The following is a 25,107-nucleotide window of genomic DNA, read 5'->3' as shown; positions in this document are numbered from 1 at the left end:
GGTTGACATGCGCGTTGTCAGTGCCCCGTGGCACGATCACGATGTGAGCCAGAGCAATACGACCGTCGACCAGGCCTTCAAGACCGCCCTCTACGACACGACCGACGCGAGCCTCGACACCGCCGCGTCCCTCCTCGCCGCCGACCCCGCCGCCGACGCGGAACTCACCGGCAGGGGCGAGGAGTTCGTGACGTCCGCCTGGTCGCGCGGCTGGCAGCCCGCAGACGTCGTACGCCTGGCCCGCCGCGATCTCGACGACCCCCACCTGCGCCACCTCACGGCCCTGATCCGCGCCGAGCACTCCCGCGCGGACCGCCCCCGCACCCCGCGCTGGACGGCTCAGCTCGACCGGCTCCCCGCCGGCCCCCCGCCCAGGACGGACCGCTTCACCCGGGCGACCACGCTCCTGGAGCTCTACCGCTTCCTCCTGCGCCTGCCCACCCTGGACCCCCTGACGGACCTCCAGCCGCAGGCCGGCACCGCCCGGACCACCCCGAACCGCGCCCTCACCCGCATCCGCGCCCTCCTCGCCAAAGCGGAGGCGACGACCTACCCGGAAGAAGCGGAAGCCTTGACGGCGAAGGCCCAGGAACTCTCGGCCCGGCACAGCATCGACGAGGCCCTGCTGCACGCCGGCGCCCCCGCCCCGGACGCCCCGACGGCCCTGCGCATCGGCGTCGAACCCCCCTACGAGCAGGCCAAGGCGACCCTCCTGCACGCGATCGCCGACGCCAACCACTGCAAGGCGATCTGGCACGAGGCCTTCTGCTTCACCACGGTCATCGGCTTCGCGCCGGACCTGGAGGCGGTGGAACTGCTTTACGCCTCACTCCTCGTGCAGGCGGAGACCGCCATGACCCAGGCGGAGAGGGCCCAGCGCAGAGCGGGCCGGGGCCGCACGAAGACCTTCCGCCAGTCCTTCCTGGCGGCCTACGCCCACCGCGTCGGCACCCGCCTCAGCAAAGCGGCCGAGGCCCAGCGCGCGGAGACGGACCACCCCGAGAACCTGCTCCCGGTCCTCGCCACCCGCGACCTCGCGGTCACCACGACCACCGACCGTATGTTCCCCGACACGGTCACCACCCGTCTGAGAGGCATCACCGACGAGGCGGGCTGGACCGACGGAACCGAGGCGGCCGACAGGGCGAGCACCAAGGCCCGCCCCCGCCTCCCGGAAGCATGAAACCGCCGAACCGGAACCCCGGGCGAGCCGACCCCCGGGCGAACCCCGAGAGGAGATCAGTCCCCGGCCTGCTGATACCCGCTGACCGTCGCGTCGGGCGTGCTGGAGTCCTTCAGCACCACACTCCCGTAGGACCAGTCCAGCTCCTTCGCCCCGACCGCCACCTTCGTGGCCGCGACCGCCTTGTCCCCGTCCCCGCGCGTATAGGTCACCGTGAACGAAGCGGTCCCCTGTGCCGCCAGCGTCAGCGCCTGCGCCTCGGCCGCCGGGTCCTTCGGCACGACGACCGACTCCGAGCCGCCCTTCAGCTTGACCTCCGGGAACCCGGACAAGGTGCACTGCGCACCGGTGTTGGTGACGGTGAACGTCACGTTCCCGCTGTCCCCGACCCCCGGAGCGGCGTTGACGGCCCCCGCCTGGACGTCCAGCTTGCCGGCCGCACAGCCGGAACCGGAGGCGGCGGAGGCCGGGGAGGAGGCGGAGCCGGCGTTCTTGCCGTCGTCGCCGCTGCCTGAGGAACAGGCGGAGAGCAGCAGACCGGCGGAGAGAACGGCGACACCGAGGCGGAGCGGAGGAACGACGCGCATGGACTTGATCCCTAGGGAAGCGTGAGAGGGCTCGGAGCGTGGACAGCGCCCGCAGGGATCATCCCCTACCCGAGCACCCCCGTAGGCACCCCCGAAGGAAGCGCGCCCCCGTCGGCCTTGGTGTACGTCTCCTTCCCCACGCTCCCGCTCCACGTCACCACCAGCGAGGACGAGCTGACGGAGTCGACCATCCCGGTGGTCCGCTCGCCCTTCCCCGCAGGACAACTGAGATGAACCATCAGCATCCCCGCCTCCTCCCCAGCGGTCCCCTTACAGAGGGTCCCCCCGGTGGCATAAAGGGAGGCCTTCCCCCCTTCAACCATGAGCACAACGGCCTGGCCACCGCCGCTCCCGAGCCAACTCCCGTCGAGGGAAGGGCTGTTGGAGGAGGGAGAAGGGGAGGGGGAGGCCGCGGAGGAAGCAGTAGGGCTGGGGGAGGGTGAGGACGAGGACGACTCACCCCCACTGCTGCACCCAGCGAGCACAACAACCCCCGCGACCAGAGAAACCCCACGCATCACAACCGATCCCACAGCCAACTCCCAGAGCGAGACGCCGAGACGGAGGCAAGCTACCAGCGGTAGGGGAGGGGCGAACTAGGAACCAACTGTGACTGCGACAAGGTCAGGGGCGCCGGGCGGCTGGAAACGAGCGGCGAGCAGCCCGACCTTTCAGGGGCGCGGGGCTGTGCCTCTTTGCGGCTACCGCCGCGCGGGCGCGACCAGCCACAACGGCGCCGCACCCGCCGAACCCGGCCTACCAGGACGACTTCCGCACCCCCGGCAAGAACCCGGCATGCGCCTGCCCCCGCACATTCACCCGAGACAACCCGAACGCCCGGAAGTACCCCCGAGGCCGCCCATCCACAGCATCCCGGTTCCGCACCCGAGTCGCACTGGCATCCCGAGGCTGCCGCCCCAACTCCGCCACCGCAGCGGCCCGTTCCTCATCGGAGGACGACGGCCGCCGGATGACCTCCTTCAGCTCGGCCCGCCGCACGGCATACCGCGCCACGACCTCCTGCCGCCGGAGATTCTTCGCGACCTTGCTCTTCTTCGCCATCAGACCCGCACCCCCCGCGCACGGATCCGGGCGACGGCGGCCTCGACGCCGATGACGTCGACGGTCTTGATCCCCTTCGTCGACAACCGAAGCCGCACGTGCCGCCCTTCACTCGGCAGCCAGTACCGCTTGGACTGGATGTTCGGATCGAACCGGCGGGCCGTGCGCCGGTGCGAGTGCGAGATCCGGTTCCCGAACCCCGGCTGCGCCCCGGTCAGCATGCAGTGCGCGGACATAGGTGACGTACCTCTCCTGGAAGGCGACTGTTAATGGAATTCATTTTCAGTAAGATAGCAGCATGGCACGCAACGAACTCCGCCCGGTCATCAAGCTCCGCTCCACGGCGGGCACCGGCTACACCTACGTGACCCGCAAGAACCGCCGCAACGACCCGGACCGTATGACGTTGCGCAAGTACGACCCGGTCGTCGGCCGCCACGTCGACTTCCGAGAGGAGCGCTAGACATGCGTGAAGGAATCCACCCGGCGTACGGGCCCGTCGTCTTCCGCGACCGGGCCGCCGACTACGCCTTCCTGACCCGCTCGACGATGGCCGACGAGGCGGCGGCGAGGGGGAAGACGGTCGAGTGGGAGGACGGCAACACCTACCCGGTCGTCGACGTCGAGATCTCGAACGTCAGCCACCCCTTCTACACCGGCACGGCCCGCGTCCTGGACACGGCCGGCCGCGTCGAGCGCTTCGAGAAGCGGTACGGGAAGAAGAGCTGATGCTGTCCGTAGTCATCGTCGGCGGGCTGCACGCGCAGGCCCGCCGCGCGACGGTCGCCCGGCTGCTCGCCGACGTCCCCGGGAGCGTCGTGCTCCACCACGACCTCGCGACCGCGGCGGCCGGGACGGTCGTACGCACCATCAGCGACGCCGGCGGGCTGCTCTCCGTGGGAGAGGCCGCGCTGGTCAACGACTGTGCCTGCTGCGCGCTGCGGGAGGACCTGGTGCCGGAGCTGCTGCGGCTGCGGGACGGGGGGACGACGCGGCTGGCGGTCGTCGAGCTGTGGGACTCCGTGGAGCCGAAGGCGATGGCCGAGGTGATCGCGGCCGGCGGGCTGACCGTCACCGGGGTCGTCACGGCCGTCGACCCGGCGCTGCTGCTGCCCTTCCTCGGCAACGGCGACGACCTCGCCGAACGCGGGCTCGCGGCGGCGGCCACCGATGAGCGCACGGTCGCCGACACCTTCGCCCGCCAGCTGGAGTACGCCCCGGTCCTGGCCGTCCTCGACTCCCCCGAGGCGGACGACGAGGACCGCGAACTCCTCGCCCAACTGCACCCGACCGCCCGTCAGGTCCCCGTGTCGGGCGGCCACCTGGGGGACCTGGCGGGTGCCTCCGCGACGGCGGACGGCGCGCCGGACGCCCTGCTGGACAACCTGGACGCCGAACTGAGCGCCCTGGAAGCCGAGTTGAGCAGCAGCTCGGGCAGCACGCCGAACCTCGCGCCGAACCCGGCGCCGAACGCCGAGCCGACCCCCGCACCGGACTCCGCCCCCAACCCCGAACTCGTCGCCGCCGCCCTCTCCGGTTTCGACGTCGAGTCCGCCGCCGCGGCCCAGCACCCGGCCTGCGCCCTGTTCCCCACCGAGGCCGACAACCACGGGGTCGGGACGATGGTCTGGCACCGCGACCGGCCCTTCCACCCGGAGCGGCTGTACGCGGCGCTGGAGGACATCACGTGCGCGGCGGCCCGCAGCCGCGGCCGGTTCTGGCTGGCGGACAAGCCGGACACGCTGCTGCACTGGGACGCGGCCGGCGGCGCCCTCTGCGTCGAGAGCGTCGGGCCCTGGCTCGCCTCGCTGCCGGACGCGGCCTGGGACATGATCCCGCCGGTGCGCCGGGCGGCAGCCGCGCTGGACTGGCATCCGCAGCACGGCGACCGCTGCCAGCACCTCGTCTTCACCTCGCCGGGGCTCGACCGCGACGGCCTGGAACAGGTGCTGGAGTCCTGCCTCCTCACCGACGCCGAGTACGCCGCAGGCCGCGCCGCCTGGAAACGCCTCCCGCCCGCCTTCGACACCCTCCTGGAAGTCTGACCATGCCCCGCAAGCCCGACCGCAACCGCCCCGTCAAGCCCCGCCCCAACCCCCTCGACCAGGCGGGCATCGAGTACATCGACTACAAGGACACCGATCTGCTGCGGAAGTTCATCTCCGACCGCGGCAAGATCCGCAGCCGCCGGGTCACCAGGGTCACCTCCCAGCAGCAGCGCCGGCTGGCCCGCGCGATCAAGAACGCCCGGGAGATGGCTCTGCTGCCGTACGCCCCCAAGTAGCCGGAATGATCGGGGACTTGATCCGGCCAACAAGCGGACTGGACCAATCCCTCGAATCCGGGAACACCGGACGGCCGGTAAGCGTCTTTAACTCATGGATGGGCCGGTGCACGGAGGGTCGTCGCCTCAGGGGTCACGGGAACTGACTCGGTAAAGCGTGCGTCAAAGCTGTAATCGCAGCAGCACCCCGCGTGCACGTGCATCTGCTCATGCATCCGCACATGAACGGAGTTATGATCCGGGTCAGTTGACCACTTGACCACTGCACTCATGGCCGCCGGCCGGTGCACCCACGCAGGGAGCGACCTGTGAACCACGACGTTGACGGGGGACGCGACGTGTACGACAACGGCATGGCGGCGACGCAGCTGCGCGGGGTGGCCTGGCAGAAGAGCCGGCACAGCAACTCGCAGGGCTCCTGCGTGGAGTTCGCCCGGCTCCCGGGCGGCGATGTCGCCGTACGCAACTCGCGGTTCCCCGACGGGCCCGCGCTCGTCTACACCCGCGCGGAGATCGAGGCGATGCTGCTCGGCGTCAAGGACGGGGAGTTCGATCACCTGGTGGGCTGACCGGCGGCCGTTCGCTCGCGGGAACGGCCGCCGTACCTTATGACGCCCGGGTGACGCGCGTAGAAAACGCACACACTGCGGCCGTCGTCATCCTTCTACTCCGCTGGGGTGCCCTGCCCCGGCGCGCCGAGTCCGAACAGCGCCCAGACGACCTTCCCGCCCAGCGCGCCGGCCAGCGGGTGCCAGCCCCAGCTGTCGGCGAAGGAGTCGACCAGGAAGAGGCCGCGGCCCGACTCGGCGGCGTGGTCGTCGCCGTCGCGCGCCTCGGGCGTACTGCACCCCGGATCGCGCACCGCGCACACCAGCCGGCCGGTCCAGCGCATCAGGTGCAGCCGCACGGGCGGCTGATGATCGTCGGCGCAGGCCGGGTCGAGGGGTACGAGTCCGTGCCGCAGGGCGTTGGTGACGAGTTCGGAGACGACGAGGCAGATGTCGTCGAAGCGGTCGCCGACGTCCCACTGGCCGAGCGTGCGCCGCGTGAACTGCCGCGCCTCGCGCACGGCTTCGAGCCGCGCGGGCAGGGCGCAGGAGGCGGCGTCGGACACGGCCGCGGGATCAAGCGGCGGAAGGCCCTGCCGTAATGGCTTGAGCATGGTCGATCCATTCGTCCCCATGCGAGGCACTCCCGGGAATTCGCGGTCGTTGCGATGCAGCGGTGGCGCGAGACCATGGTTTCGGATGCGTCCCGCAGATGCAAGGGCAGATGCACGTGCACGCGACCGAATTACCCACCCTGGTCACCCTCCAGCCCTATTTTTTCCACCGACTGGGGTGGCTAAGCCATGAGTTGGAGGGGTCCGGAGTCGGCCGTGACGGCTGACTTCTTGCCAACTCCTCACCCACTGCCCCCCTGTCGCCCCGCCCGCACCGCGACTACCCTTTGGCTTCTTTCCGTCTCTGTAATCGGGCGAGTACTGCTCGGAGTGATTTAGTGGCAGACTTCGGCCCCTGAAGACGGTTGGGGAGGCTGGCGGAACGTGAGCGCGGGAGAGCCCGGATCGGTGGTGCGACGCATGCTGCTCGGCTCGCAACTCAGGCGGCTGCGGGAGTCGCGTGGCATCACACGCGAAGCGGCGGGGTACTCGATCCGTGCCTCCGAGTCCAAGATCAGCCGGATGGAGCTGGGACGCGTGAGCTTCAAGACACGCGACGTGGAAGACCTGCTGACGCTCTACGGCATCACCGACGACACCGAACGCGCCGCCCTCGTCGGCCTCGCCCGCGAGGCGAACGTGGCCGGCTGGTGGCACAGCTACTCCGACGTCCTGCCCAGCTGGTTCCCCACCTACGTCGGCCTCGAAGGCGCCGCCTCCCTGATCCGGGTCTACGAAGTCCAGTTCGTGCACGGCCTGTTGCAGACCGAGGCGTACGCGCACGCCGTCGTCGCGCGCGGCATGAAGGACGCCACCCCGGCCGACATCGACCGCCGCGTCTCGCTGCGGCTGGAACGCCAGAAGTACCTGGTCTCCGAGAACGCCCCCGACGTCCACATCGTCCTGGACGAGGCCGCGCTGCGCCGCCCCTACGGCGACCGGGCGGTGATGCGCGGCCAGTTGCAGCATCTGATCGAGTTCTCCGAGCGCCCCAACGTCCGCCTCCAGGTGATGCCGTTCAGCTTCGGCGGCCACGCGGGCGAGTCCGGCGCCTTCACGATCCTCAGCTTCCCGGAGTCGGACCTCTCCGACGTCGTCTACCTCGAACAGCTCACCAGCGCCCTCTACTTGGACAAACGCGAGGACGTCGCACAGTACGAGCAGGTGCTCCAGGAGCTCCAGGCCGACAGCCCGAGCCCGGAGCAGAGCCGGGACCTGCTGCGCGGGCTGCTGCAACTGTCGTGACGTCCTTGAACAGGACATGGAAACTTTCCTGTTGAACCATCGCCGTCCCAACGGCCGCGGTTCGTCAGTACCATGACAGGTGATCAGCCCGAACGGCTGGTCGGAGACGGGTAGCGGGTGCCCGCCCCCACGGCTACGGCATGCGCGCGCGTGCTTCGGCGGCAAGGGATTGAGGGATCACATGTCGTCCTCCTGCTTCAGCGAACTGGCCCAGCAGTACATCGACGGCGAGTGGCGCCCCGGCTCCGGCTCCTGGGACATCATCGACGTCAACCCGTACGACGGCGTCAAGCTGGCCTCGATCACCATCGCCACCGCCGGCGAGGTCGACCAGGCCTATCGCGCGGCCCAGCGGGCGCAGCGCGGCTGGGCGGCGACCAATCCCTACACCCGCCGGGGCGTCTTCGAACGGTTCCTGCGTCTTGTCGAGGAACGCGAGGACCTGGTCACCGAGTTGATCGTGACCGAACTCGGCGGGACGCGGCTCCGCGCGGCCTTCGAGATCCGGATGGCGAAGGAATTCCTGCGCGAGGCCGCCCAGTTGACGCTGCGCTCCGAGGGCCGGCTGCTCCCGTCGCCGATCGACGGCAAGGAGAACCGCCTCTACCGCGAGCCGGTGGGCGTGGTGGGTGTGATCAGCCCCTTCAACTTCCCCTTTCTGCTGTCCATCAAGCCGGTCGCCGCCGCGCTGGCCCTCGGCAACGGTGTGGTCCTCAAGCCGCACGAGGACACCCCGATCGTCGGCGGCACCCTCATCGCCAAGCTCTTCGAGGACGCGGGACTGCCGGGCGGGCTCCTGAACGTCGTCCTGACGGACATCGCCGAGATAGGGGACACGTTCATCGAGCACCCCGTCCCGCGCGTCATCTCCTTCACCGGCTCCGACCAGACCGGCCGCCATGTCGCCGCCGTCTGCGCCGCCCGGCTGAAGCGGTCCGTGCTGGAGCTGGGCGGGAACAGCGCGCTGGTCGTCCTCGACGACGCCGACATCGACTACGCCGTCGACGCCGCCGTCTTCTCCCGGTACATCGACCAGGGCCAGGTCTGTATGGCCGCGAACCGCGTCCTCGTCGACCGCTCGGTCCTGGAGGCGTTCACCGAGAAGTTCGTCGCCAAGGTCAGATCTCTGAAGACGGGCGATCCGAGCGATCCGCGTACCGTCATCGGCCCGGTCATCAACTCCCTCCAGGCGAAGGCGGTTTCGGCGGCGGTCGACCAGGCGGTGGCGGAAGGCGCGACAGCTCTGGTCCGCGGCGAGACGACCAACAACCTCGTCGAACCCTCGGTGCTGACGAACGTCCCTTCCGACTCCTCCCTGCTCCGCAAGGAGATTTTCGGCCCCGTGGCCCTCCTGGTCCCCTTCGAGGGGGAGGAGGAGGCGCTGGCGATCGTCAATGACTCTCCTTACGGCTTGAGCGGCGCCGTCCACACGGCGGACGTGGAACGGGGGGTGGCGTTCGCGAAGCGGGTCGACACCGGGATGTTCCATGTCAATGACGGAACGATCCATGACGAGCCGTTGGTTCCCTTCGGGGGAGAAAAGCACTCGGGGATCGGCCGGCTGAACGGTGAGACGACGCTGGACGCCTTCACGACGCTGAAGTGGATCTCCGTGCAGTACGGGCGGAGCGAGTTTCCGTTCTGAGGGGCCGGCCGGCGCCGGGGACCAGGGGCCGGGGTGTCGTCGGGCTCGGGTTCTTCTTCGGGGCACCGGCGCCCGCAACACGTGCCCCAGCGGACAGCATCTGACCTACATGCCGCCTAGCGTCGGAGATGTGAACGGGGAACACCCCTCACTCCGACGACGAAGAAGAGGCGAGCCATGACTACCGAACCCCGGGCCGCGGTGCAGGCCGGCGAGACCGACACGTTGCTCTCCTTTCTCGCCGAGCAGCGGGCCGGCATCCGGCGGACCCTGCGGGGGCTGAGCGACGAGCAGGCCGGCAGCGCCCCCAGCGCGAGCGCGCTGTCCCTCGCCGGCCTCGTCAAGCACCTCGCCTGGGCCGAACAGAGCTGGATCGCGCGGGCTAAGGGCGAGGAGCCCGCCGTGGGGATGGAACTGGAGAACTGGCAGGACTGTTTCCGGCTGCTCGGCGGGGAGACGCTGGAGGGGCAGCTGGCGTACTGGGACGAGGTCGCGGCGGAGACCGAGCGGTTCTTCCGGAGCCGGAGCAGCCTGGACGAGACGTTCCCGCTGCCGGACAGGCCGTGGTTCCCGCCGGAGGGGTACGCCTCCCTGCGCTGGCTCGGCCTGCACCTGCTGAGGGAGCTCGCGCAGCACAACGGCCACGCCGACATCGTCCGCGAAAGCCTCGACGGGAAGACGGCCTACGAGCTGTACCAGCTGTAGAGGCACCCCCATACGCTGGCCCTCATGTCAGCGATCCGCCTCCTGGTGCTGGGCGCGCTCCGTCAGCACGACGGCCGTGCCCATGGGTACCAGATCCGCAACGACCTGGAGTACTGGGGCGCCCATGAGTGGTCCAACGCCAAGCCGGGGTCGATCTACCACGCGCTGAGGCAGATGGCGAAACAAGGGCATCTGCATGAGCACGAGGTCGCGCCGTCCCCGGCCGGCGGGCCACCGCGCGTCGAGTACGAGCTGACCGAGCAGGGGCGGGAGGAGTACCGGCACCTGCTCCGCGAGGCGCTGCGGACGTACGGCCAGCGGGCGGACGAGATGTCGGCGGCCCTGGGCGGCATGGTCGACCTCCCCAGGGACGAGGTGACGGCTCTCCTGGGGGAGCGGCTCGGCCGTATCGACGCCTGGCGGACGAAGGTCCAGGACAGCTACCTGGATCACGGGGACCCCGCCCGGTTCGGTCACATCGGCGAGATCATGAACTTCTGGCTCCACTCGGCGGACGCGCAGACGGAGTGGACCAGGGCGCTGATCACGAGGATCGAGGGCGGGGCGTACGTGTTCGCGGGGGAGGGGGAGCCGTTCGTGGGGGTCCTGGGGGAGGGCGAGACGAACCCCTATAGATGATCGGTTGCCCTAGGGAGGCCCTGTTGTGAGAGGCCTCCCTAGGGATGGCGTTTATGCATGAGGTCCCTTATGGGCGCCGCTCACTCCTTCGCAAGTACCACCGCCGTCCCGTACGCGCACACCTCGGTGCCCATGTCCGCCGCCTCGGTCACATCGAACCGGAACGCCAGCACCGCGTTCGCCCCGCGCGCGCGGGCCTGCTCGATGAGCCGCTCCATGGCCTCGTTACGGGTCTCGACGAGCGTCTTGGTCAGCCCCTTCAGCTCCCCGCCGATCAGCGACTTCAGCCCCGCCCCGATCTGGCTCCCGAGATGCCGCGAGCGCACGGTCAGCCCGAAGACCTCCCCGATGACCTGCTCGACGCGGTAACCGGGTACGTCGTTCGTGGTGACGACCAGCACATCGGCCTGAGGTCCCTGACCCCCGCCGTAGTCCTCGATACTCATGCCCACAGGTTTGCCCAAGCGCCCGCACAGTGCATCCTGGGGACCCCCATGGAACCTGGGCCGAGTCGGCAACGTTGATACGTTTGGGCGCGCAGGGCCTGGTTCTGAGTTCCCCGCCTTCTCCGTCACCTCACAGCAGGAGCCACATCCCCGTGACGACCATGCTTGCGCTCGGCCCCGAGTGGCTCAGCCCGGACTACCTGATCGAGACCTTCGCCCTGCCCGGCATCCTGCTGATCGTCTTCGCGGAGTCCGGGCTCTTCGCCTTCCTCCCGGGCGACTCCCTGCTGTTCACGGCGGGCCTGTTCGTGGCCCAGGGGCAGTACATCAGCCAGCCCCTGTGGCTGGTCTGCACGCTGATCGTGGCCGCCGCGATCATCGGTGACCAAGTCGGCTACATGATCGGCAAGTTCCTCGGCCCGAAGCTCTTCAGCCGCCCCAACTCCAAGCTCTTCAAGCGGGAGAACCTGGACAAGGCGCACGAGTTCATGGAGAAGTTCGGCCCCAAGGCGATCGTCCTGGCCCGCTTCGTCCCCATCGTCCGTACGTTCGCCCCGATCGTCGCCGGCGCCGGCCGCATGAAGTACCGCACGTTCCTGTCGTACAACGTCATCGGCGGCATCGCCTGGGGCTCCGGCGTCACCCTCGCCGGCTACTGGCTCGGCCAGATCGAGTTCATCCGCACCAACGTCGAGGCGATCCTCGTCCTCATCGTCGTCGTCTCCGTCGTCCCGATCATCATCGAGTTCCTGCGCGAGCGCTCCAAGCGCAAGCGCGCGGCGGCCGAGGCCCCGGCGGAGCAGGAGCAGCCGGCGGAGCGGACGGCCGAGTTCCAGTTCCAGATGGACGACGCGACGACCCAGCTGCGCCGCATCCCCTCGGAGGAGCCCCAGCAGCAGTACTACGGCGGCCAGCAGCAGCCGTACGGGGCCCCGCAGCAGCAGGGCGGGGGCTACTACGGCGGCCAGCAGCAGTACCCGTACGGGAACCAGCAGCAGGGCGGCCAGGGGTACCCGCAGCAGCCGCACCAGCCCCAGCAGCCTCAGCAGCAGGGCGGCTACTCGCAGAACGGTTACCCGCAGGGCTGACGGCAAGGATTTAAAGCGCTTCAAGCGCCTTAAAGCGCTTTAAAAGGGGCGCGGGGTCAGAAACCTCGCGTCCTTTTCGCCGCCTTGCGCTTCTCCCCGGACACCCGCAGGAACAGCCGCGACACCTCGGACCCCAGGTTCACCCCGATCGCGATGGCCATGGCGAGCGCCGCCGCCTTGGAGAGGCCCACCAGCCCCCGGTCGACCTCGTTCTGCGCGATCGACAGCAGCCCGAAGTAGGTCGCGGAACCCGGCAGCAAGGGCCCGATCGCGGCCGTCGTATAGGGCAGCGCGGAGGCGTACCGGTAGCGCGCGAGCAGCTGCCCGAAGAGGCCGACGAGCCCGGCCGCGGCGGCGGTGGAGGCGACGGGGGAGACCCCGCCGACGTCGTGCAGCGCGCCGTAGACGCACCAGGCGACACCCCCGTTGAGGGTCGCCGCGAGCACGGTGGACCGTTCCTGCTGGAGCAGCACGGCGAAGGTCAGCGACAGCGCCATGGCGGCGAGGATCTGCCACAGGGGCCGCTTGGCCATGACGAGCGCGGCGTCGGGGTTGAGCCGCGCGCCCAGGCTGACGCCGGCGTACAGGACCGACAGGACGCCCGCGACGATGCCGACGAAGAAGTACATGACCTCCAGCAGGCGCGCGGCGGCGGTGATGTAGAAGCCGGTGAGGCCGTCCTGGACGCCCGCGACGAGGGCCCGCCCGGGCAGCAGCGCGAAGAGGCCGCCGGTGATGACGGCGGACGCGGCGACGTCGACATGGGTGACGGTGAGGGCGACGCCCAGGGCGGCCGGGGGCAGCGCGGCGACGAGGAACTGGTAGAACTCCGGCAGCCCGCGCCCGGCGCACAGCCAGGCCAGCCGGTCCCCGAGCATCGCGCCGATCGCGGCGGCCACGAACACCACGGCGTCACCGCCGACGAGCACCGAAGCGGCCCCCGCGAGCAGCCCGCTGGCCGCCGTCAGCACCCAGGTCGGGTACGGGTGCCGGTTGCGGCGTATCTCCGCGAGCCTCCTGTAGGCCTCCTCGAGGCCCAGATGGCTCTCGGGGTCACTCAGGTCGTCCACGAGCCTGAAAACCGCCGAGAGGCGCGTGTAGTCCGTTCCGCGGCGCCGTACGGTCCGGGTCGCGGTCACCGGATCCTCGACGAGCGAGGGCTGGTACGAGATCGACAGCAGCGTGAACGTCACGGTCGGCTCGCACCGGTCCAGCCCGTACGACCGGCAGACCGCGAACATCGCGGCCTCGACGTCCTCCGCGCCCTCCCCGCCCGCCAGCAGCAGCTCCCCGATGCGCAGCGTCAGGTCCAGCACGCGCGGTACGGCCGGACCGCCCTCCTCGGTGTGCTTGGGCGCCGCCTCCGGCGCGGGCCGCTCGGCCACCGGCATCCGCAGCATCGTGCGCATCCGGTCCTGCCAGGGCGCGTCCTTCGCGAGGCTGACCAGGGGCACCCCGGTGGGCGGCGTGAACGCGGCGTCCCGCGCGCGGTAGGTGCGCGGCGTGGAGAACGCCGACCCCTCGGCCTCCGGGGGAGGGGGCGCGTCGAGCCCTTCGGGGACGGTGAACTCGGAGGTGCTCTCCGACTCGGGGGGAGCAGCCTTGGTGACGGCCATTCCCTCGGGGATCGCGAACTCCGACGTGATCTCCGGGTCGTACGGCCCTCGCGCCTCGTCCGACTGCGGCTTTCGGTCCTCCGCCTCCGTCACGGGCAACGCTCCTGAACTTCCCTGTACGACAACACCTTCCCTGGGGCCTCAGTATGCGCACTGACGAGCGAAGGGGCCGCACGGGATGTGCGGCCCCTTCGATGCTCCTAGGGGCGCGATGCCCCTATAGGGAGCGGCTCAGTGGCCGCCCTCCTCCTGGGCGCGCTTGTACGACCGCTCGATCTCCTGCTCGGCCTCGACGCGGCCGACCCAGTTGGCGCCCTCGACGGACTTGCCGGGCTCCAGGTCCTTGTACACCTCGAAGAAGTGCTGGATCTCCAGGCGGTCGAACTCCGACACGTGGTGGATGTCACGCAGGTGCTCCACGCGCGGGTCGGTCGCGGGGACGCACAGCAGCTTGTCGTCGCCGCCGGCCTCGTCCGTCATCCGGAACATGCCGATCGCGCGGCAGCGGATCAGGCAGCCCGGGAACGTCGGCTCGTCCAGGATGACGAGCGCGTCCAGCGGGTCGCCGTCCTCACCGAGGGTGTCCTCGACGAAGCCGTAGTCGGTCGGGTAGGCGGTCGAGGTGAAGAGCCTGCGGTCCAGGCGGATCCGACCGGTCTCGTGGTCCACCTCGTACTTGTTGCGCGAACCCTTCGGGATCTCGATCGTTACGTCGAACTCCACCGGTGGCTCCTCCATGATCAGCACATACTTCGGGTGATTAAGTGTCCCTCACGCTGGAGTGTGATCGCGAAAGGGGCTGGTGGTCGTGCCGGGACTGAGGCCGTGGCGGGCCGCGAAACCCCACGTGGACCGCCTGGCGAAGGCTGCCACGTCCCTGCGGCCGGCCCTCGGGAAGCTGGGGAGAACCGCAGAACCGGGGCTCGCGAAACTCGCCGCCGCCGTACCGCGCGACCTCAAGGCGCTGCGCGGCCTGAAGCCCTCCCTGGACCTCAAGCCCGCACTGAGCCAGGGCACTTGGCGGAACCTCAGGGCCTGGCAGTACACCGCCACCGCCGCCGGCGCGGGCCTCGCGCTGGCCGCCTGCGCCGCGACCGCCGCCGGCCCCTGGGACTCCTCCGGCCAGCGTACGGCCGAACGCGACCGCGCTGTCGCCCTCAGTGACAGGGATCACGGTACGAGCGCCGGTTCCCCGCACCCCGCCCCCAGCGCCCCGACCGTCCTGACGGCCCTCGGCGGGGTCGTGAAGGCCGCCCCGGGCGTCTCGGGCACTTCCCCGGCCCCGAGGGCCCTCACGGCCGTCCTGAGCCCCCTCCTGGCCGATCCGGCGCTCGGCGCCCGCCACACCGCCGCGGTCGTCGACGTCACCTCCGGCCGCCTCCTGTACGGCGCGGGCCCCGACGACGCCCTCACCCCCGCCTCCACCACGAAGATCGCGACGGCGGTGGCCGCCCTCTCCGCGCTGGGCCCCGACCACCGCCTGACGACCCGGGCCGCCCTGGAGCCCGACACCCGCGAACTCGTCCTCGTCGGCGGCGGCGACCCCACCCTCACCGCCCGCCCGGCCAACGGCGAGGGCTGGGCCAGCCTGCGCACCCTGGCCACGTCGACGGCGGCGGCCCTCAAGAAACGCGGCCTGACCACCGTCACCCTCTCCTACGACACCACCCTGTACGCCGGCTCCGACCGCCACCCCATCGGCGACAACCCCAACCTCGCGCGGGTCACCCCGCTGACGGCGGACGAGGGCCGCGCGGACGGCTCGGCCAGCGGACCGGCGGACCGGGTGCCCGATCCGGCGGCCGACGCGACCGCCAAGTTCGCCGGCTTCCTCGCGGCCGACGGCATCAAGACGACCCACCCGGGCCCCTCCAAGGCGACGGCCCGCGCGCAGAACCTCGCGACCGTCAGCTCCCCGCCCCTGTCGTCGCTCGTCGAGCGCATGCTGACCAACAGCGACAACGACATCGCCGAAGGCCTCGCCCGCCAGACGGCCCTCGCGACCGGCGTCCGCGCGGACTTCGCCGGCGGCGGCGCCGCGATCGCCGCCCAGCTGAGGAAGCTCGGCCTCCCGGTCACCGGCGCCCAGTTCAAGGACGGCAGCGGCCTCGACCGCGACGACCGCCTCACGACCAGGCTCCTGACGTCCCTGCTGACGAAGGCGGCGGACCCCAAGCGGCCGGGCCTCCGCCCGGTCCTGACCGGCCTGCCCGTCGCGGGCTTCACCGGCACCCTGACGTCCCGCTACACCCAGGGCGCGGCCGGCCTCGTCCGCGCCAAGACAGGCACCCTGACGGGCGTCAACGCCCTCGCGGGCACCGTGGTGGACCAGGACGGCCGCCTGCTGGCGTTCGCCTTCCTGGCGGCGGACACGAGCGACCCGACGACGGCCCAGTCGGCGCTCGACCGCACGGCGACGGCACTGGCGGCCTGCGGCTGCGAGTGAGGGGCGGGTGACCCGGGGGCCGGTCCCCGAACCGGACCCCCGCCCTCCAGCCGTCCCCTGGTGAACCCCCGCCTCCACGCCCTGCCCCCATAGGGAACACCTCACGTACGGTTGACGTATGACGAGCATCGGTGGTGCCGCTTCTTCCGGGATGGTCGACTGGAATCTCGCGGTGGCGACCGCGACGCGGCTGGTGCGGCCCGGGCCCGAGGTCTCCCGGGACGAGGCCCGCCAGATCGTCGCGGAGCTGCGGCGGTACGCGAAGGCGTCCGAGGGGCACGTACGGGGGTTCACCCGTATGGGCGATGACGTCGCCCATGACACGCCCGTCCTCGTCGTCGACCGCCCCGGCTGGGTCCGCGCCAACGTCGCCGGGTTCCGCGCGGTCCTCAAGCCCCTGCTCGACAAGATGGAGCAGCGGCGCGGCAGTTCACCCGGGGGCGCCGTCTTCGGGGCCGTCGGCGGCAAGGTCACCGGCGTCGAACTCGGGATGCTCCTGTCGTTCCTGTCGTCCCGGGTCCTCGGCCAGTACGAGACGTTCGCGCCGGCCACGCGCGACCTGCCCGCCGGCACCGACGGGGGCGGACGGCTCCTCCTGGTCGCGCCGAACATCGTCCACGTGGAGCGGGAACTGGACGTCGACCCGCACGACTTCCGCCTGTGGGTGTGCCTCCACGAGGAGACGCACCGCACCCAGTTCTCGGCGGTCCCCTGGCTGCGGGACCACCTGGAGGGCGAGATCCAGTCATTCCTGGGCGAGACCGACGTCGACCCCATGACGTTCCTGGAGCGCATCAGGGATGCCGCGCAGTCCCTCGCGGGAGGCCGCCCCGAGGGCGAGGAGGACGACGGGGGGCACTCCCTGGTGGAGGTCGTCCAGTCGCCCGCCCAGCGCGAGATCCTCGCGCGCGTGACGGCCGTGATGTCCCTCCTGGAGGGCCACGCCGACTTCGTCATGGACGGCGTCGGCCCCGAGGTCGTCCCGAGCGTCGCCGAGATCCGCGAGAAGTTCCAGCAACGGCGGGCCAAGGGCGCCTCCCGGCTGGACAGCGCGCTGCGCAAGCTCCTGGGGCTCGACGCCAAGCTCAAGCAGTACCGTGACGGCGAACGGTTCGTCCGCGCGGTCGTCGAACAGGTCGGCATGGACGGCTTCAACCGGGTGTGGACATCCCCCAACACCCTCCCCACGAAGGCGGAGATCGCCAAGCCGTCCGACTGGGTCTCCCGGGTGCACCGCAAGGCCGAACAGTGACGTGGCGCAGCCGAAGGGTGACGCGAAACCGGCGGACGGCAGGGGAACGCCCCCGCAATCACCCGTCCGAGGGACCGTGAGCCACGGATAGGCGTGCGATGCTCGGGGAACGGCCCGGTTCTGTCACCATCTACACACTCTGCGTGACCGACCCTCGGGCTCACCCCCCGACAACTTCATGAAGGGAACCGGACAATGGGTCCCCATCCAGCGGTCGCGGCGATACGCCTGGCGGTCCGCCGCGTCCTCCACGACATCCTCACCGAACACACCCGTACGACGGACCCGGGCCGTACCACCGGAACACCCCAGGGCACCCCGAGCGCCCTCCTCCCCGCCCGCCCCCTGGTGCTGGTCGCCTGCTCCGGCGGCGCCGACTCCATGGCCCTCGCCTCCGCCCTCGCCTTCGAGGCCCCCCGCCTCGGCGTCCGCGCGGGCGGCGTCACCGTCGACCACGGCCTCCAGCCCGGCTCCGACCTGCGCGCCGACGAAGTCGTCCTGCGCCTGCGCGAACTCGGCCTCGACCCCGTCGAGTCGCACGCCGTCCACGTGGGCCGCGAAGGCGGACCCGAGGCCGCCGCCCGCGACGCCCGCTACAGCGCCCTGGACGCCGCCGCCGTACGCCACGGCGCCACGGCCGTCCTCCTCGGGCACACCCGCGACGACCAGGCCGAGACCGTCCTGCTGGGCCTCGCGCGCGGCTCCGGGATCCGCTCCCTGTCGGGCATGGCCGCGGTCTCGGGGGCCGGCGGCCGTTACCGGCGCCCCTTCCTCGGCCTCGACCGGCAGACCGCCCGCAAGGCCTGCATGGTCCAGTCCCTGCCTGTCTGGGACGACCCCCACAACGCCGACCCCGCCTACACCCGCTCCCGGCTGCGCCACGAAGGCCTGCCCGCGCTGGAGAAGGCCCTCGGCAAAGGCGTCGTCGAGGCGCTCGCCCGCACCGCCCAGCTCTCCCGCGACGACGCCGACGCCCTCGACGACTGGGCCAGCCGGGCCGAGAGCACCGTCCGCGACGCGGCGGGCCTCCTGGAGTGCGCCAAGCTGTACGCGCTGCCGCCCGCCGTACGCCGCCGCGTCCTGCGCCGCGCGGCCATCGCCGCGGGCGCCCCGGCGGGCTCGCTGTTCGCCCGGCACATCGAAGAGGTCGACCGGCTGATCACCGGCTGGCGCGGCCAGGGAGCCATCAATCTCCCGGGCAAAGTCGTCGCCCAGCGCCAGGGTGGCAGACTGGTGATCCGGCAAGGCTGAATCCCGACCCCTGGAGCCGCGCTCCGGGGGCCCGGGTTGGCCGGTGGGACGGACCGACCGAAAGTGATGCGGGTGGACGCGAAAGACATGGGTGCCGACCTCAAAGAGGTACTCATCAGCAAGGAAGAGATCGACGCGAAGCTCGCCGAGCTGGCCGCGAAGATCGACGCGGAGTACGAGGGCAAGGACCTGCTGATCGTCGGCGTCCTCAAGGGCGCGGTGATGGTCATGGCGGACCTCGCGCGCGCGCTGTCCACCCCCGTCACCATGGACTGGATGGCCGTCTCCTCGTACGGCGCGGGCACCCAGTCCTCCGGAGTGGTCCGCATCCTCAAGGACCTCGACGCCGACATCAAGGGCCGCCATGTCCTGATCGTCGAGGACATCATCGACTCCGGCCTGACCCTGTCCTGGCTGCTGTCGAACCTCGGCTCGCGCGAGCCCGAGTCGCTCAAGGTGTGCACGCTGCTGCGCAAGCCCGACGCGGCCAAGGTCGCCATCGACGTCGAGTGGGTGGGGTTCGACATCCCTAACGAGTTCGTCGTCGGCTATGGCCTGGACTACGCGGAGAAGTACCGCAACCTGCCGTTCGTCGGTACGCTCGCGCCCCACGTGTACGGCGGCTGAAGCCTCGTACGAGGTGAATCCGAGTGATTCCGGGGCGGTCGGGAACCCCAGCGGGATTCGCGCCGTTGGAGCATGCAGACGGCGCTGCCGGGACTTGTGTGCGGCTTCGGCCACCGAGGCTGGGGTACCGTCAGAAGAACTGTCTTATCAAACTCACTATGGCAGGAGGGACGGAGCGGCATCCGCTCCGTATGGATGGACGTGAAGCGATACTTCCGTGGGCCGGTCATGTGGATCGTGCTGGCCGTCCTTGCCGTGGTCGTGTTGATGCAGGTCGTCGGCTCGTCCGGCGGCTACAAGACGGTGGACACCGGCCAGGTCGTTCAGGCGATCAACAACAACCAGGTCGAGTCGGCCAAGATCACCACCGGTGACGAGCAGACCATCAAGGTCACGCTCAAGAGCGGTGTGAAGATCAAGGGCAGCTCGAAGATCCAGGCGAGCTACATCGGTGACCAGGGCGTCACCATCGCGGGCACGCTACAGACCAAGTACCAGGACAAGCAGATCCCCCAGGGGTACACGGTCTCCCCGACCAAGCAGAACGCCTTCGTCGGCATCCTGCTGTCCCTGCTCCCCTTCGTCCTCATCGTGGTCGTCTTCCTGTTCCTGATGAATCAGATGCAGGGCGGCGGCTCCCGGGTGATGAACTTCGGCAAGTCGAAGGCCAAGCTCATCACCAAGGACACCCCGAAGACGACGTTCGCGGACGTCGCGGGCTGCGACGAAGCGGTCGAGGAGCTCCACGAGATCAAGGAGTTCCTCCAGGAGCCGGCCAAGTTCCAGGCCGTCGGCGCCAAGATCCCCAAGGGCGTGCTCCTCTACGGCCGTCCCGGCACCGGCAAGACGCTCCTCGCGCGCGCCGTCGCCGGTGAGGCCGGAGTCCCCTTCTACTCGATCTCGGGTTCCGACTTCGTCGAGATGTTCGTCGGCGTCGGTGCCTCCCGGGTGCGTGACCTCTTCGAGCAGGCCAAGGCGAACGCCCCGGCGATCGTCTTCGTCGACGAGATCGACGCGGTCGGCCGCCACCGCGGCGCCGGCCTCGGCGGTGGTCACGACGAGCGCGAGCAGACCCTGAACCAGCTGCTCGTCGAGATGGACGGCTTCGACGTCAAGGGCGGCGTGATCCTCATCGCCGCGACGAACCGGCCCGACATCCTCGACCCGGCGCTGCTGCGCCCGGGCCGCTTCGACCGGCAGATCGCGGTCGACCCGCCGGACCTCCAGGGCCGCCTGGAGATCCTCAAGGTCCACCAGAAGGGCAAGCCGGTCGCGCCCGACGTCGACCTGGCCGCCGTCGCCCGCCGCACGCCGGGCTTCACCGGCGCCGACCTGAGCAACGTCCTCAACGAGGCCGCCCTGCTCACCGCGCGCAGCGACAAGAAGCTCATCGACAACAGCATGCTCGACGAGGCGATCGACCGAGTCGTCGCGGGCCCGCAGAAGCGGACCCGGATCATGTCGGACAAGGAAAAGAAGATCACCGCGTACCACGAGGGCGGACACGCCCTGGTCGCGGCGGCCTGTCCCAACTCCGACCCCGTCCACAAGATCACGATCCTGTCCCGGGGCCGCGCCCTGGGCTACACGATGGTGCTCCCGGACGAGGACAAGTACTCGACCACCCGCAACGAGATGCTCGACCAGCTCGCCTACATGCTGGGCGGCCGGGCGGCCGAGGAACTGGTCTTCCACGACCCGACCACGGGCGCCTCGAACGACATCGAGAAGGCCACCGCCACGGCCCGCGCGATGGTCACCCAGTACGGCATGACCGAGCGGCTCGGCGCCATCAAGTTCGGCGGCGACAACAGCGAGCCCTTCCTCGGCCGTGAGATGGCTCACCAGCGCGACTACTCGGAAGAGGTCGCCGCGCTGGTCGACGAAGAGGTCAAGAAGCTCATCGAGAACGCGCACAACGAGGCCTGGGAGATCCTGGTCGAGAACCGCGACGTCCTCGACAACCTCGTGCTCGCGCTGCTGGAGAAGGAGACCCTCGGCAAGGAGGAGATCGCCGAGATCTTCGCCGCGATCCACAAGCGGCCCGCGCGGCCCGCGTGGACCGGCTCCTCCCGCCGCACCCCCTCGACCCGTCCGCCGGTCCTCTCCCCCAAGGAGCTGGCCCTGACGAACGGCGCCAACGGGGCGACGGTCACCACCGTCAAGGCGACGGCCGCCGAACCGGCCGCCGCCGACGGCCCGGAGGACCGGCCGGCACAGAGCTGAACCCCTTCGGCCCCGGTGGTCCCACCAGGCCCGATATGGATGCCGCGCCCCCCAGGTTCTAGCCTGGGGGGCGCGGCGTTCTTCTTTCACTCCCCCTCGCCGCCGTGAACAGAGCGGGCCGCACGCGTGCCCCGACCGGAACGAGGCAGCACATGACCGATGCCGTGACGCTGGACGGCGAGGGCCCCATCGGCGAGTTCGACGAGAAACGCGCCGAGAACGCCGTACGCGAGCTGCTGATCGCCGTCGGGGAGGACCCGGACCGGGAGGGGCTGCGGGAGACCCCGGGGCGGGTGGCGCGGGCCTACCGGGAGATATTCGCGGGGCTGTGGCAGAAGCCCGAGGACGTCCTGACGACCACCTTCGACCTCGGGCACGACGAGATGGTGCTGGTCAAGGACATCGAGGTGCTCAGCAGCTGCGAGCACCACCTGGTGCCGTTCGTCGGGGTCGCCCACGTCGGGTACATCCCGTCCGCCGACGGCAAGATCACCGGACTGTCCAAGCTGGCCCGGCTCGTCGACGTCTACGCCCGCAGACCCCAGGTGCAGGAACGGCTCACCACCCAGGTGGCCGACTCCCTGATGAAGATCCTGGAGCCGCGCGGGGTCATCGTCGTCGTCGAGTGCGAGCACATGTGCATGTCCATGCGAGGTGTGCGCAAGCCCGGCGCCAAGACGATCACCTCGGCCGTGCGCGGGCAGCTGCGCGACCCGGCGACGCGCAACGAGGCGATGAGCCTGATCATGGCGCGCTGAACCGCGAAAAGCCGAAGGGCCCCGGGAAACGGCTTCCTGGGGCCCTTCGGTCTGCTCGCTCAGCCCACACCCCCGTGACGGGCTGAACGAGAGCTCAGGAGGTCAGCGCCGGCGCCTTCGGGGCGGCGGGCAGCAGCCGCGCGAGCAGCTCCGCCACGGCGACGACCGTACGGTCGGCCAGATAGGGGCCGATGACCTGCACGGACAGCGGCAGTCCCTGGGCGTCCACGCCCGCCGGGAGCACCACCGAAGGCAGGCCCACCGGGCTCGCCAGGTTCAGCCAGCCGGTCTGCTCGTAGTAGCCGCGCCGCTCGCCGTCGACCGTGATGAACCGCTGCGGCGCAGGCGTGTCCGTCTGGTCGAGGACGGCAGTGGTGGGCGCGGCCGGGGTGATCAGGACGTCGTGCTCGGTGAAGTACTCCGCCCACGCGGCCCGGTAGCGCTGGCGCTGCTCGTCGAGGACCATCCAGTCGTGGTGCCGCATGGTCCGCCCGCGCAGATAGGCGCCGGCCGGCCCCTCGGGCGCCTTCTCCGCCGCCGCGACATCCGCCGCGAACGACTCCTCGGACGCGGTCGCCGACCCCGTCGCGTACATCAGCCGGGTGAAGAGCAGGTCGCTGTCCGCGAAACCGACCGGCCGCGCGGCGTCGTCCAGGCGCGCGCCGGACTTCCGTACGAGCGCGGCGACCCGGTCCATCAGGGCGCGGACGTCGGCGCCGACCCGGCAGTAGGCGTCGTCCGCCCACAGGCCGACCCGGTACTCGCCCAGGCGTGACTTCGCCGGGGCCGGGAGGTCGATCCGCCAGCCGGGGCGGTCCGCCGGGGCGGGCTGGGCGAGGACGTCCAGGAGGAGGGCGAGGTCGTCGGCCGTACGGGCGATCGGGCCGAGGCTGATCATGTCGCTGCTGGTGGCCCAGCCAGGCAGCCGCGGGATGTGACCCCGGGTCGGGACGACCGGGCTCGCGCCGCGCGACGTGCGCAGGGCGTAGACACCGCAGTAGGCGGCCGGCAGCCGCAGCGACCCGGCGAGGTCCGAACCGACCTCCAGGCTGGACAGACCCGCGGCGACAGCGGCGGCAGGCCCCCCGGAGGAGCCGCCCGGCGTCCTCTCCGGATCGAAGGGGTTCCTCGTCCGCCCGAACAACGGGTTCGCCGTCTGGATGTCCGCGCACATCGTCGGCACGTTCGTCTTGCCGACGACGACGGCGCCGGCCGCGCGCAGCAGGGCGACGGCGTCGGCGTCCCGGTCCGGGACGTGCCCGGCGAGATCGGGCGAGCCGCTGGTTGTGCGCAGCCCCCGCGTCTCCAGGGCGTCCTTCACGGTCAGCGGCAGCCCGTGCAGCGGGCCGAGCGGCTTGCCCGTGGCGGCCAGCCGCCGGTCGGCCGCGTCGGCGGCGGCCCGCGCGCCCTCGGCGTCGAGGGTCACCACGGCGTTCAGCCCCGGGTTGACCCGGGCGTGATGCTCCAGGAGCCGGTCGAGGAGCTGACGGCTCGATATGCGGCCGGCGCGCAGGGCGGCGACCTGTTCGCGGGCGGGGGCCAGATGGAGGTTCTTCACGGTGGTGGGGGCCTCGGTGTCGGTGGGGGCGATGACCGCCTCTGGGGCGATGACGAAGGGGAGCGCGGCGGCGGGCGCGCGCAGCAGGGAGCGGCGGCGCATCACGTACGGGCTCCGGAGGACGCCGGCGCGCCGGAGGAACGCGGCTGCGGGGGCGTGAAATACGTGGCGATCCGCACGAGGTGGCGCAGTTCGTCGTCCACCGTCTCCAGGGCCAGCTCGGCGTCGGCGTACTCCGCCGCCGGGGTCACCGCGTCGCCCTGCCGGTGGCGGGCCAGCGCGTCCCGGAGCTGGTCCGCCGTGACCGCCGCGGCCAGTTCGCCGCCCGCGAGCCCCTCGGCCCGCCACCGCGCCTCGGCCGCGTCCCGCGCGGCCGCACTGAGATACGGACGCAGCACCCGCTGCCCGTCCCGGATCTCGACCCGGTGCCGCAGCAGATGGAACCGCATACGACGGCCCGCGCGCAGCTCGCCCCCCTGCCCCGGAGGCTCCTCCATGACGATGCCCGGGTCGGCCGCCCTGAGCGCCTCCCACAGCGGATGCAGCCGGGCGTAGCGGCGGTGCTCGGCGGCCCAGTCCCGTACGGCGGTCAGCCGCATGGCGATGACCGGCAGGAAGTACCCGATCTGGGTGAGCGTCGCCCCGATGTCACCGCACGCCCAGGCGAACGAGTTCAGATGCGCCACGGTGAAACCCACCTCGGCGCCGCCGACCGCGCCGATCCGGACGGTGCTGTAGCCGAGCGTGATGAGAGCGCCGACACTGATCAGCCGCAGCCCCCAGGTGATCGACGGACGGGCCACACCCCGGGCGTACTTCCAGCAGGAGCGCGCCAGATACACCTCGGCGACGGTGTACGTGCCGAAGTACAGCAGCACGTACGCCTGGTAGAAGGGGTCGTGCGCGTAGTACGTCGAGAAGTCGACGGGCCGGGTCGTCGCCGGGGTGAGCAGCACGAACAGCACGACCATGCCGACGATGACGGCGCCCGCCGCGCCGAGCAGCCCGCGGGCGCGCCGCCGGGCCTGGGGCAGCGGCCTCGACCAGTGGGCCAGGACGATCGCCTGGAGCGCGAAGACCATGATGACCGCGCACTGGGCCAGCGGCACGGAGACGTTGGTGACGCCCGTGGTGCGGTCGATGCGCACCCACACCCAGGTCAGGGAGACCGCGTAGCTGAGCGCCGAGAACAGGTAGGTGAAGGCGAGCGCGACCAGGGCCGGGTCGCGGCGGTCCTTCTTGACGAGGTCGCGCAGCAGGATCAGGAAGCCGGCGCCGGCGATGGCCAGGCACACGGGGTGCAGGATGTCTTTCACGGTGCCCTTTC

27 protein-coding genes are annotated in these 25,107 nt (G+C 70.8%); 17 read left to right on the top strand and 10 right to left on the bottom strand.

What is annotated here, in order from left to right; translation table 11 throughout:
• Positions 1 to 7 precede the first annotated feature (7 nt).
• Positions 8 to 1,183: a DUF2786 domain-containing protein gene (locus ACYUD3_RS05020; RefSeq protein ID WP_470964230.1), complete on the top strand. Its 1,176-nt coding sequence runs from the start codon at positions 8 to 10 to the stop codon at positions 1,181 to 1,183.
• A gap of 56 nt (positions 1,184 to 1,239) precedes the next feature.
• Here ACYUD3_RS05020 and ACYUD3_RS05015 read toward each other — a convergent pair whose 3' ends face one another.
• The 4 genes from ACYUD3_RS05015 to rpmB all read right to left on the bottom strand — a co-directional run bounded on the left by ACYUD3_RS05015 (position 1,240) and on the right by rpmB (position 3,068).
• The gene (locus tag ACYUD3_RS05015; RefSeq protein WP_470964227.1) at positions 1,240 to 1,770 is read right to left on the bottom strand and encodes a DUF4232 domain-containing protein; all 531 of its coding nucleotides are present in this window, start codon (positions 1,768 to 1,770) and stop codon (positions 1,240 to 1,242) included.
• A gap of 65 nt (positions 1,771 to 1,835) precedes the next feature.
• A complete protein-coding gene (locus ACYUD3_RS05010) occupies positions 1,836 to 2,015 on the bottom strand; it encodes a hypothetical protein (RefSeq protein WP_470964224.1) in 180 nt (59 codons plus the stop codon).
• 511 nt (positions 2,016 to 2,526) lie between these two features.
• On the bottom strand, positions 2,527 to 2,832 hold the full coding sequence (rpsN, locus tag ACYUD3_RS05005; RefSeq protein ID WP_470964221.1) for a 30S ribosomal protein S14: 306 nt from the start codon (positions 2,830 to 2,832) through the stop codon (positions 2,527 to 2,529).
• Complete coding sequence (gene rpmB, locus ACYUD3_RS05000; protein ID WP_470964218.1) at positions 2,832 to 3,068, bottom strand: 50S ribosomal protein L28; 237 nt, start codon at positions 3,066 to 3,068, stop codon at positions 2,832 to 2,834. Before rpmB ends, rpsN begins: the two co-directional genes overlap by 1 nt.
• A 62-nt stretch (positions 3,069 to 3,130) precedes the next feature.
• Between rpmB and rpmG the strand changes: the two genes are divergently transcribed.
• From rpmG to ACYUD3_RS04975, 5 genes are all read left to right on the top strand, one after another.
• Positions 3,131 to 3,295 (top strand): 50S ribosomal protein L33, encoded by a 165-nt coding sequence (gene rpmG / locus ACYUD3_RS04995; RefSeq protein WP_003999141.1) that lies wholly within the window; start codon positions 3,131 to 3,133, stop codon positions 3,293 to 3,295.
• A 2-nt stretch (positions 3,296 to 3,297) separates the two neighbouring features.
• Positions 3,298 to 3,561 carry a type B 50S ribosomal protein L31 gene (locus ACYUD3_RS04990; protein ID WP_470964215.1) on the top strand — a complete coding sequence of 88 codons (264 nt, stop codon included), beginning with the start codon at positions 3,298 to 3,300 and terminating at the stop codon, positions 3,559 to 3,561.
• Positions 3,561 to 4,877 carry a GTP-binding protein gene (locus ACYUD3_RS04985; RefSeq protein WP_470964212.1) on the top strand — a complete coding sequence of 439 codons (1,317 nt, stop codon included), beginning with the start codon at positions 3,561 to 3,563 and terminating at the stop codon, positions 4,875 to 4,877. The genes ACYUD3_RS04990 and ACYUD3_RS04985 overlap by 1 nt, the downstream gene beginning before the upstream one ends.
• A 2-nt stretch (positions 4,878 to 4,879) precedes the next feature.
• Positions 4,880 to 5,116 carry a 30S ribosomal protein S18 gene (gene rpsR / locus ACYUD3_RS04980; RefSeq protein WP_470964210.1) on the top strand — a complete coding sequence of 79 codons (237 nt, stop codon included), beginning with the start codon at positions 4,880 to 4,882 and terminating at the stop codon, positions 5,114 to 5,116.
• A gap of 308 nt (positions 5,117 to 5,424) precedes the next feature.
• Positions 5,425 to 5,685, top strand: a complete 261-nt coding sequence (locus ACYUD3_RS04975; protein ID WP_470964207.1) for a DUF397 domain-containing protein — start codon at positions 5,425 to 5,427, stop codon at positions 5,683 to 5,685.
• 95 nt (positions 5,686 to 5,780) lie between these two features.
• On the opposite strand, the gene ACYUD3_RS04970 is transcribed toward ACYUD3_RS04975, so the two are convergent.
• Positions 5,781 to 6,299 (bottom strand): ATP-binding protein, encoded by a 519-nt coding sequence (locus tag ACYUD3_RS04970; protein ID WP_470964204.1) that lies wholly within the window; start codon positions 6,297 to 6,299, stop codon positions 5,781 to 5,783.
• A gap of 399 nt (positions 6,300 to 6,698) precedes the next feature.
• Here ACYUD3_RS04970 and ACYUD3_RS04965 point away from each other — a divergent pair, with 399 nt between their 5' ends.
• The 4 genes from ACYUD3_RS04965 (at position 6,699) to ACYUD3_RS04950 (ending at position 10,512) form a co-directional block, all read left to right on the top strand.
• Positions 6,699 to 7,523, top strand: a complete 825-nt coding sequence (locus ACYUD3_RS04965; protein ID WP_470964201.1) for a helix-turn-helix domain-containing protein — start codon at positions 6,699 to 6,701, stop codon at positions 7,521 to 7,523.
• A gap of 181 nt (positions 7,524 to 7,704) precedes the next feature.
• Positions 7,705 to 9,168, top strand: a complete 1,464-nt coding sequence (locus ACYUD3_RS04960) for an aldehyde dehydrogenase family protein (protein WP_470964198.1) — start codon at positions 7,705 to 7,707, stop codon at positions 9,166 to 9,168.
• A 177-nt stretch (positions 9,169 to 9,345) separates the two neighbouring features.
• Positions 9,346 to 9,873 (top strand): DinB family protein, encoded by a 528-nt coding sequence (locus ACYUD3_RS04955; RefSeq protein WP_470964195.1) that lies wholly within the window; start codon positions 9,346 to 9,348, stop codon positions 9,871 to 9,873.
• A gap of 24 nt (positions 9,874 to 9,897) precedes the next feature.
• Positions 9,898 to 10,512 carry a PadR family transcriptional regulator gene (locus ACYUD3_RS04950; protein WP_470964192.1) on the top strand — a complete coding sequence of 205 codons (615 nt, stop codon included), beginning with the start codon at positions 9,898 to 9,900 and terminating at the stop codon, positions 10,510 to 10,512.
• An 80-nt stretch (positions 10,513 to 10,592) separates the two neighbouring features.
• On the opposite strand, the gene ACYUD3_RS04945 is transcribed toward ACYUD3_RS04950, so the two are convergent.
• Entirely contained in the window at positions 10,593 to 10,958 is a 366-nt protein-coding gene (locus tag ACYUD3_RS04945) for a YbjQ family protein (protein ID WP_470964189.1), read from the bottom strand.
• Between the two features lie 161 nt (positions 10,959 to 11,119).
• On the opposite strand from ACYUD3_RS04945, the gene ACYUD3_RS04940 reads away from it, so the two are divergent.
• Positions 11,120 to 12,046, top strand: coding sequence for a DedA family protein (locus tag ACYUD3_RS04940; RefSeq protein WP_470966014.1), 927 nt, complete (start codon positions 11,120 to 11,122; stop codon positions 12,044 to 12,046).
• Between the two features lie 56 nt (positions 12,047 to 12,102).
• Here the strand turns inward: ACYUD3_RS04940 and ACYUD3_RS04935 are convergent, their stop codons facing one another.
• Entirely contained in the window at positions 12,103 to 13,755 is a 1,653-nt protein-coding gene (locus ACYUD3_RS04935; protein WP_470964186.1) for a threonine/serine exporter family protein, read from the bottom strand.
• Positions 13,756 to 13,893: 138 nt separating this feature from the next.
• Positions 13,894 to 14,385: an inorganic diphosphatase gene (locus tag ACYUD3_RS04930; RefSeq protein WP_470964183.1), complete on the bottom strand. Its 492-nt coding sequence runs from the start codon at positions 14,383 to 14,385 to the stop codon at positions 13,894 to 13,896.
• 79 nt (positions 14,386 to 14,464) lie between these two features.
• On the opposite strand from ACYUD3_RS04930, the gene dacB reads away from it, so the two are divergent.
• From dacB to folE, 6 genes are all read left to right on the top strand, one after another.
• The gene (dacB, locus tag ACYUD3_RS04925; protein WP_470964180.1) at positions 14,465 to 16,108 is read left to right on the top strand and encodes a D-alanyl-D-alanine carboxypeptidase/D-alanyl-D-alanine endopeptidase; all 1,644 of its coding nucleotides are present in this window, start codon (positions 14,465 to 14,467) and stop codon (positions 16,106 to 16,108) included.
• A gap of 118 nt (positions 16,109 to 16,226) precedes the next feature.
• Positions 16,227 to 17,360, top strand: a complete 1,134-nt coding sequence (locus ACYUD3_RS04920; RefSeq protein WP_470964177.1) for a zinc-dependent metalloprotease — start codon at positions 16,227 to 16,229, stop codon at positions 17,358 to 17,360.
• 195 nt (positions 17,361 to 17,555) lie between these two features.
• The gene (gene tilS, locus ACYUD3_RS04915; RefSeq protein ID WP_470964174.1) at positions 17,556 to 18,611 is read left to right on the top strand and encodes a tRNA lysidine(34) synthetase TilS; all 1,056 of its coding nucleotides are present in this window, start codon (positions 17,556 to 17,558) and stop codon (positions 18,609 to 18,611) included.
• A 66-nt stretch (positions 18,612 to 18,677) separates the two neighbouring features.
• Positions 18,678 to 19,238, top strand: a complete 561-nt coding sequence (hpt, locus tag ACYUD3_RS04910; RefSeq protein ID WP_470966011.1) for a hypoxanthine phosphoribosyltransferase — start codon at positions 18,678 to 18,680, stop codon at positions 19,236 to 19,238.
• A 195-nt stretch (positions 19,239 to 19,433) separates the two neighbouring features.
• Positions 19,434 to 21,464 carry an ATP-dependent zinc metalloprotease FtsH gene (gene ftsH, locus ACYUD3_RS04905; RefSeq protein ID WP_470964171.1) on the top strand — a complete coding sequence of 677 codons (2,031 nt, stop codon included), beginning with the start codon at positions 19,434 to 19,436 and terminating at the stop codon, positions 21,462 to 21,464.
• 152 nt (positions 21,465 to 21,616) lie between these two features.
• Positions 21,617 to 22,222 carry a GTP cyclohydrolase I FolE gene (gene folE, locus ACYUD3_RS04900; protein WP_470964168.1) on the top strand — a complete coding sequence of 202 codons (606 nt, stop codon included), beginning with the start codon at positions 21,617 to 21,619 and terminating at the stop codon, positions 22,220 to 22,222.
• A gap of 94 nt (positions 22,223 to 22,316) precedes the next feature.
• Here the strand turns inward: folE and ACYUD3_RS04895 are convergent, their stop codons facing one another.
• On the bottom strand, positions 22,317 to 23,882 hold the full coding sequence (locus ACYUD3_RS04895; RefSeq protein ID WP_470964165.1) for an amidase family protein: 1,566 nt from the start codon (positions 23,880 to 23,882) through the stop codon (positions 22,317 to 22,319).
• Positions 23,882 to 25,096 carry an MAB_1171c family putative transporter gene (locus ACYUD3_RS04890; RefSeq protein ID WP_470964162.1) on the bottom strand — a complete coding sequence of 405 codons (1,215 nt, stop codon included), beginning with the start codon at positions 25,094 to 25,096 and terminating at the stop codon, positions 23,882 to 23,884. The genes ACYUD3_RS04895 and ACYUD3_RS04890 overlap by 1 nt, the downstream gene beginning before the upstream one ends.
• Positions 25,097 to 25,107 lie beyond the last annotated feature (11 nt).

The organism is Streptomyces sp. AMJ-169 (assembly GCF_055597585.1).
This window is presented reverse-complemented; position numbering and strand designations above follow the sequence as displayed.

Coding starts and splice junctions, on each gene's coding strand:
- ACYUD3_RS05010 (WP_470964224.1), bottom strand. CDS start 2,015: ATGCTGATGGTTCATCTCAGTTGTCCTGCGGGGAAGGGCGAGCGGACC.
- ftsH (WP_470964171.1), top strand. CDS start 19,434: ATGGACGTGAAGCGATACTTCCGTGGGCCGGTCATGTGGATCGTGCTG.
- ACYUD3_RS04965 (WP_470964201.1), top strand. CDS start 6,699: ATGCTGCTCGGCTCGCAACTCAGGCGGCTGCGGGAGTCGCGTGGCATC.
- ACYUD3_RS04970 (WP_470964204.1), bottom strand. CDS start 6,299: ATGGGGACGAATGGATCGACCATGCTCAAGCCATTACGGCAGGGCCTT.
- rpsR (WP_470964210.1), top strand. CDS start 4,880: ATGCCCCGCAAGCCCGACCGCAACCGCCCCGTCAAGCCCCGCCCCAAC.
- ACYUD3_RS04955 (WP_470964195.1), top strand. CDS start 9,346: ATGACTACCGAACCCCGGGCCGCGGTGCAGGCCGGCGAGACCGACACG.
- rpsN (WP_470964221.1), bottom strand. CDS start 2,832: ATGGCGAAGAAGAGCAAGGTCGCGAAGAATCTCCGGCGGCAGGAGGTC.
- ACYUD3_RS04985 (WP_470964212.1), top strand. CDS start 3,561: ATGCTGTCCGTAGTCATCGTCGGCGGGCTGCACGCGCAGGCCCGCCGC.
- ACYUD3_RS04895 (WP_470964165.1), bottom strand. CDS start 23,882: ATGCGCCGCCGCTCCCTGCTGCGCGCGCCCGCCGCCGCGCTCCCCTTC.
- ACYUD3_RS04940 (WP_470966014.1), top strand. CDS start 11,120: ATGCTTGCGCTCGGCCCCGAGTGGCTCAGCCCGGACTACCTGATCGAG.
- ACYUD3_RS05015 (WP_470964227.1), bottom strand. CDS start 1,770: ATGCGCGTCGTTCCTCCGCTCCGCCTCGGTGTCGCCGTTCTCTCCGCC.
- ACYUD3_RS04960 (WP_470964198.1), top strand. CDS start 7,705: ATGTCGTCCTCCTGCTTCAGCGAACTGGCCCAGCAGTACATCGACGGC.
- tilS (WP_470964174.1), top strand. CDS start 17,556: ATGGGTCCCCATCCAGCGGTCGCGGCGATACGCCTGGCGGTCCGCCGC.
- hpt (WP_470966011.1), top strand. CDS start 18,678: ATGCGGGTGGACGCGAAAGACATGGGTGCCGACCTCAAAGAGGTACTC.
- ACYUD3_RS04920 (WP_470964177.1), top strand. CDS start 16,227: ATGACGAGCATCGGTGGTGCCGCTTCTTCCGGGATGGTCGACTGGAAT.
- ACYUD3_RS05020 (WP_470964230.1), top strand. CDS start 8: ATGCGCGTTGTCAGTGCCCCGTGGCACGATCACGATGTGAGCCAGAGC.
- folE (WP_470964168.1), top strand. CDS start 21,617: ATGACCGATGCCGTGACGCTGGACGGCGAGGGCCCCATCGGCGAGTTC.
- ACYUD3_RS04950 (WP_470964192.1), top strand. CDS start 9,898: ATGTCAGCGATCCGCCTCCTGGTGCTGGGCGCGCTCCGTCAGCACGAC.
- ACYUD3_RS04945 (WP_470964189.1), bottom strand. CDS start 10,958: ATGAGTATCGAGGACTACGGCGGGGGTCAGGGACCTCAGGCCGATGTG.
- rpmB (WP_470964218.1), bottom strand. CDS start 3,068: ATGTCCGCGCACTGCATGCTGACCGGGGCGCAGCCGGGGTTCGGGAAC.
- ACYUD3_RS04990 (WP_470964215.1), top strand. CDS start 3,298: ATGCGTGAAGGAATCCACCCGGCGTACGGGCCCGTCGTCTTCCGCGAC.
- rpmG (WP_003999141.1), top strand. CDS start 3,131: ATGGCACGCAACGAACTCCGCCCGGTCATCAAGCTCCGCTCCACGGCG.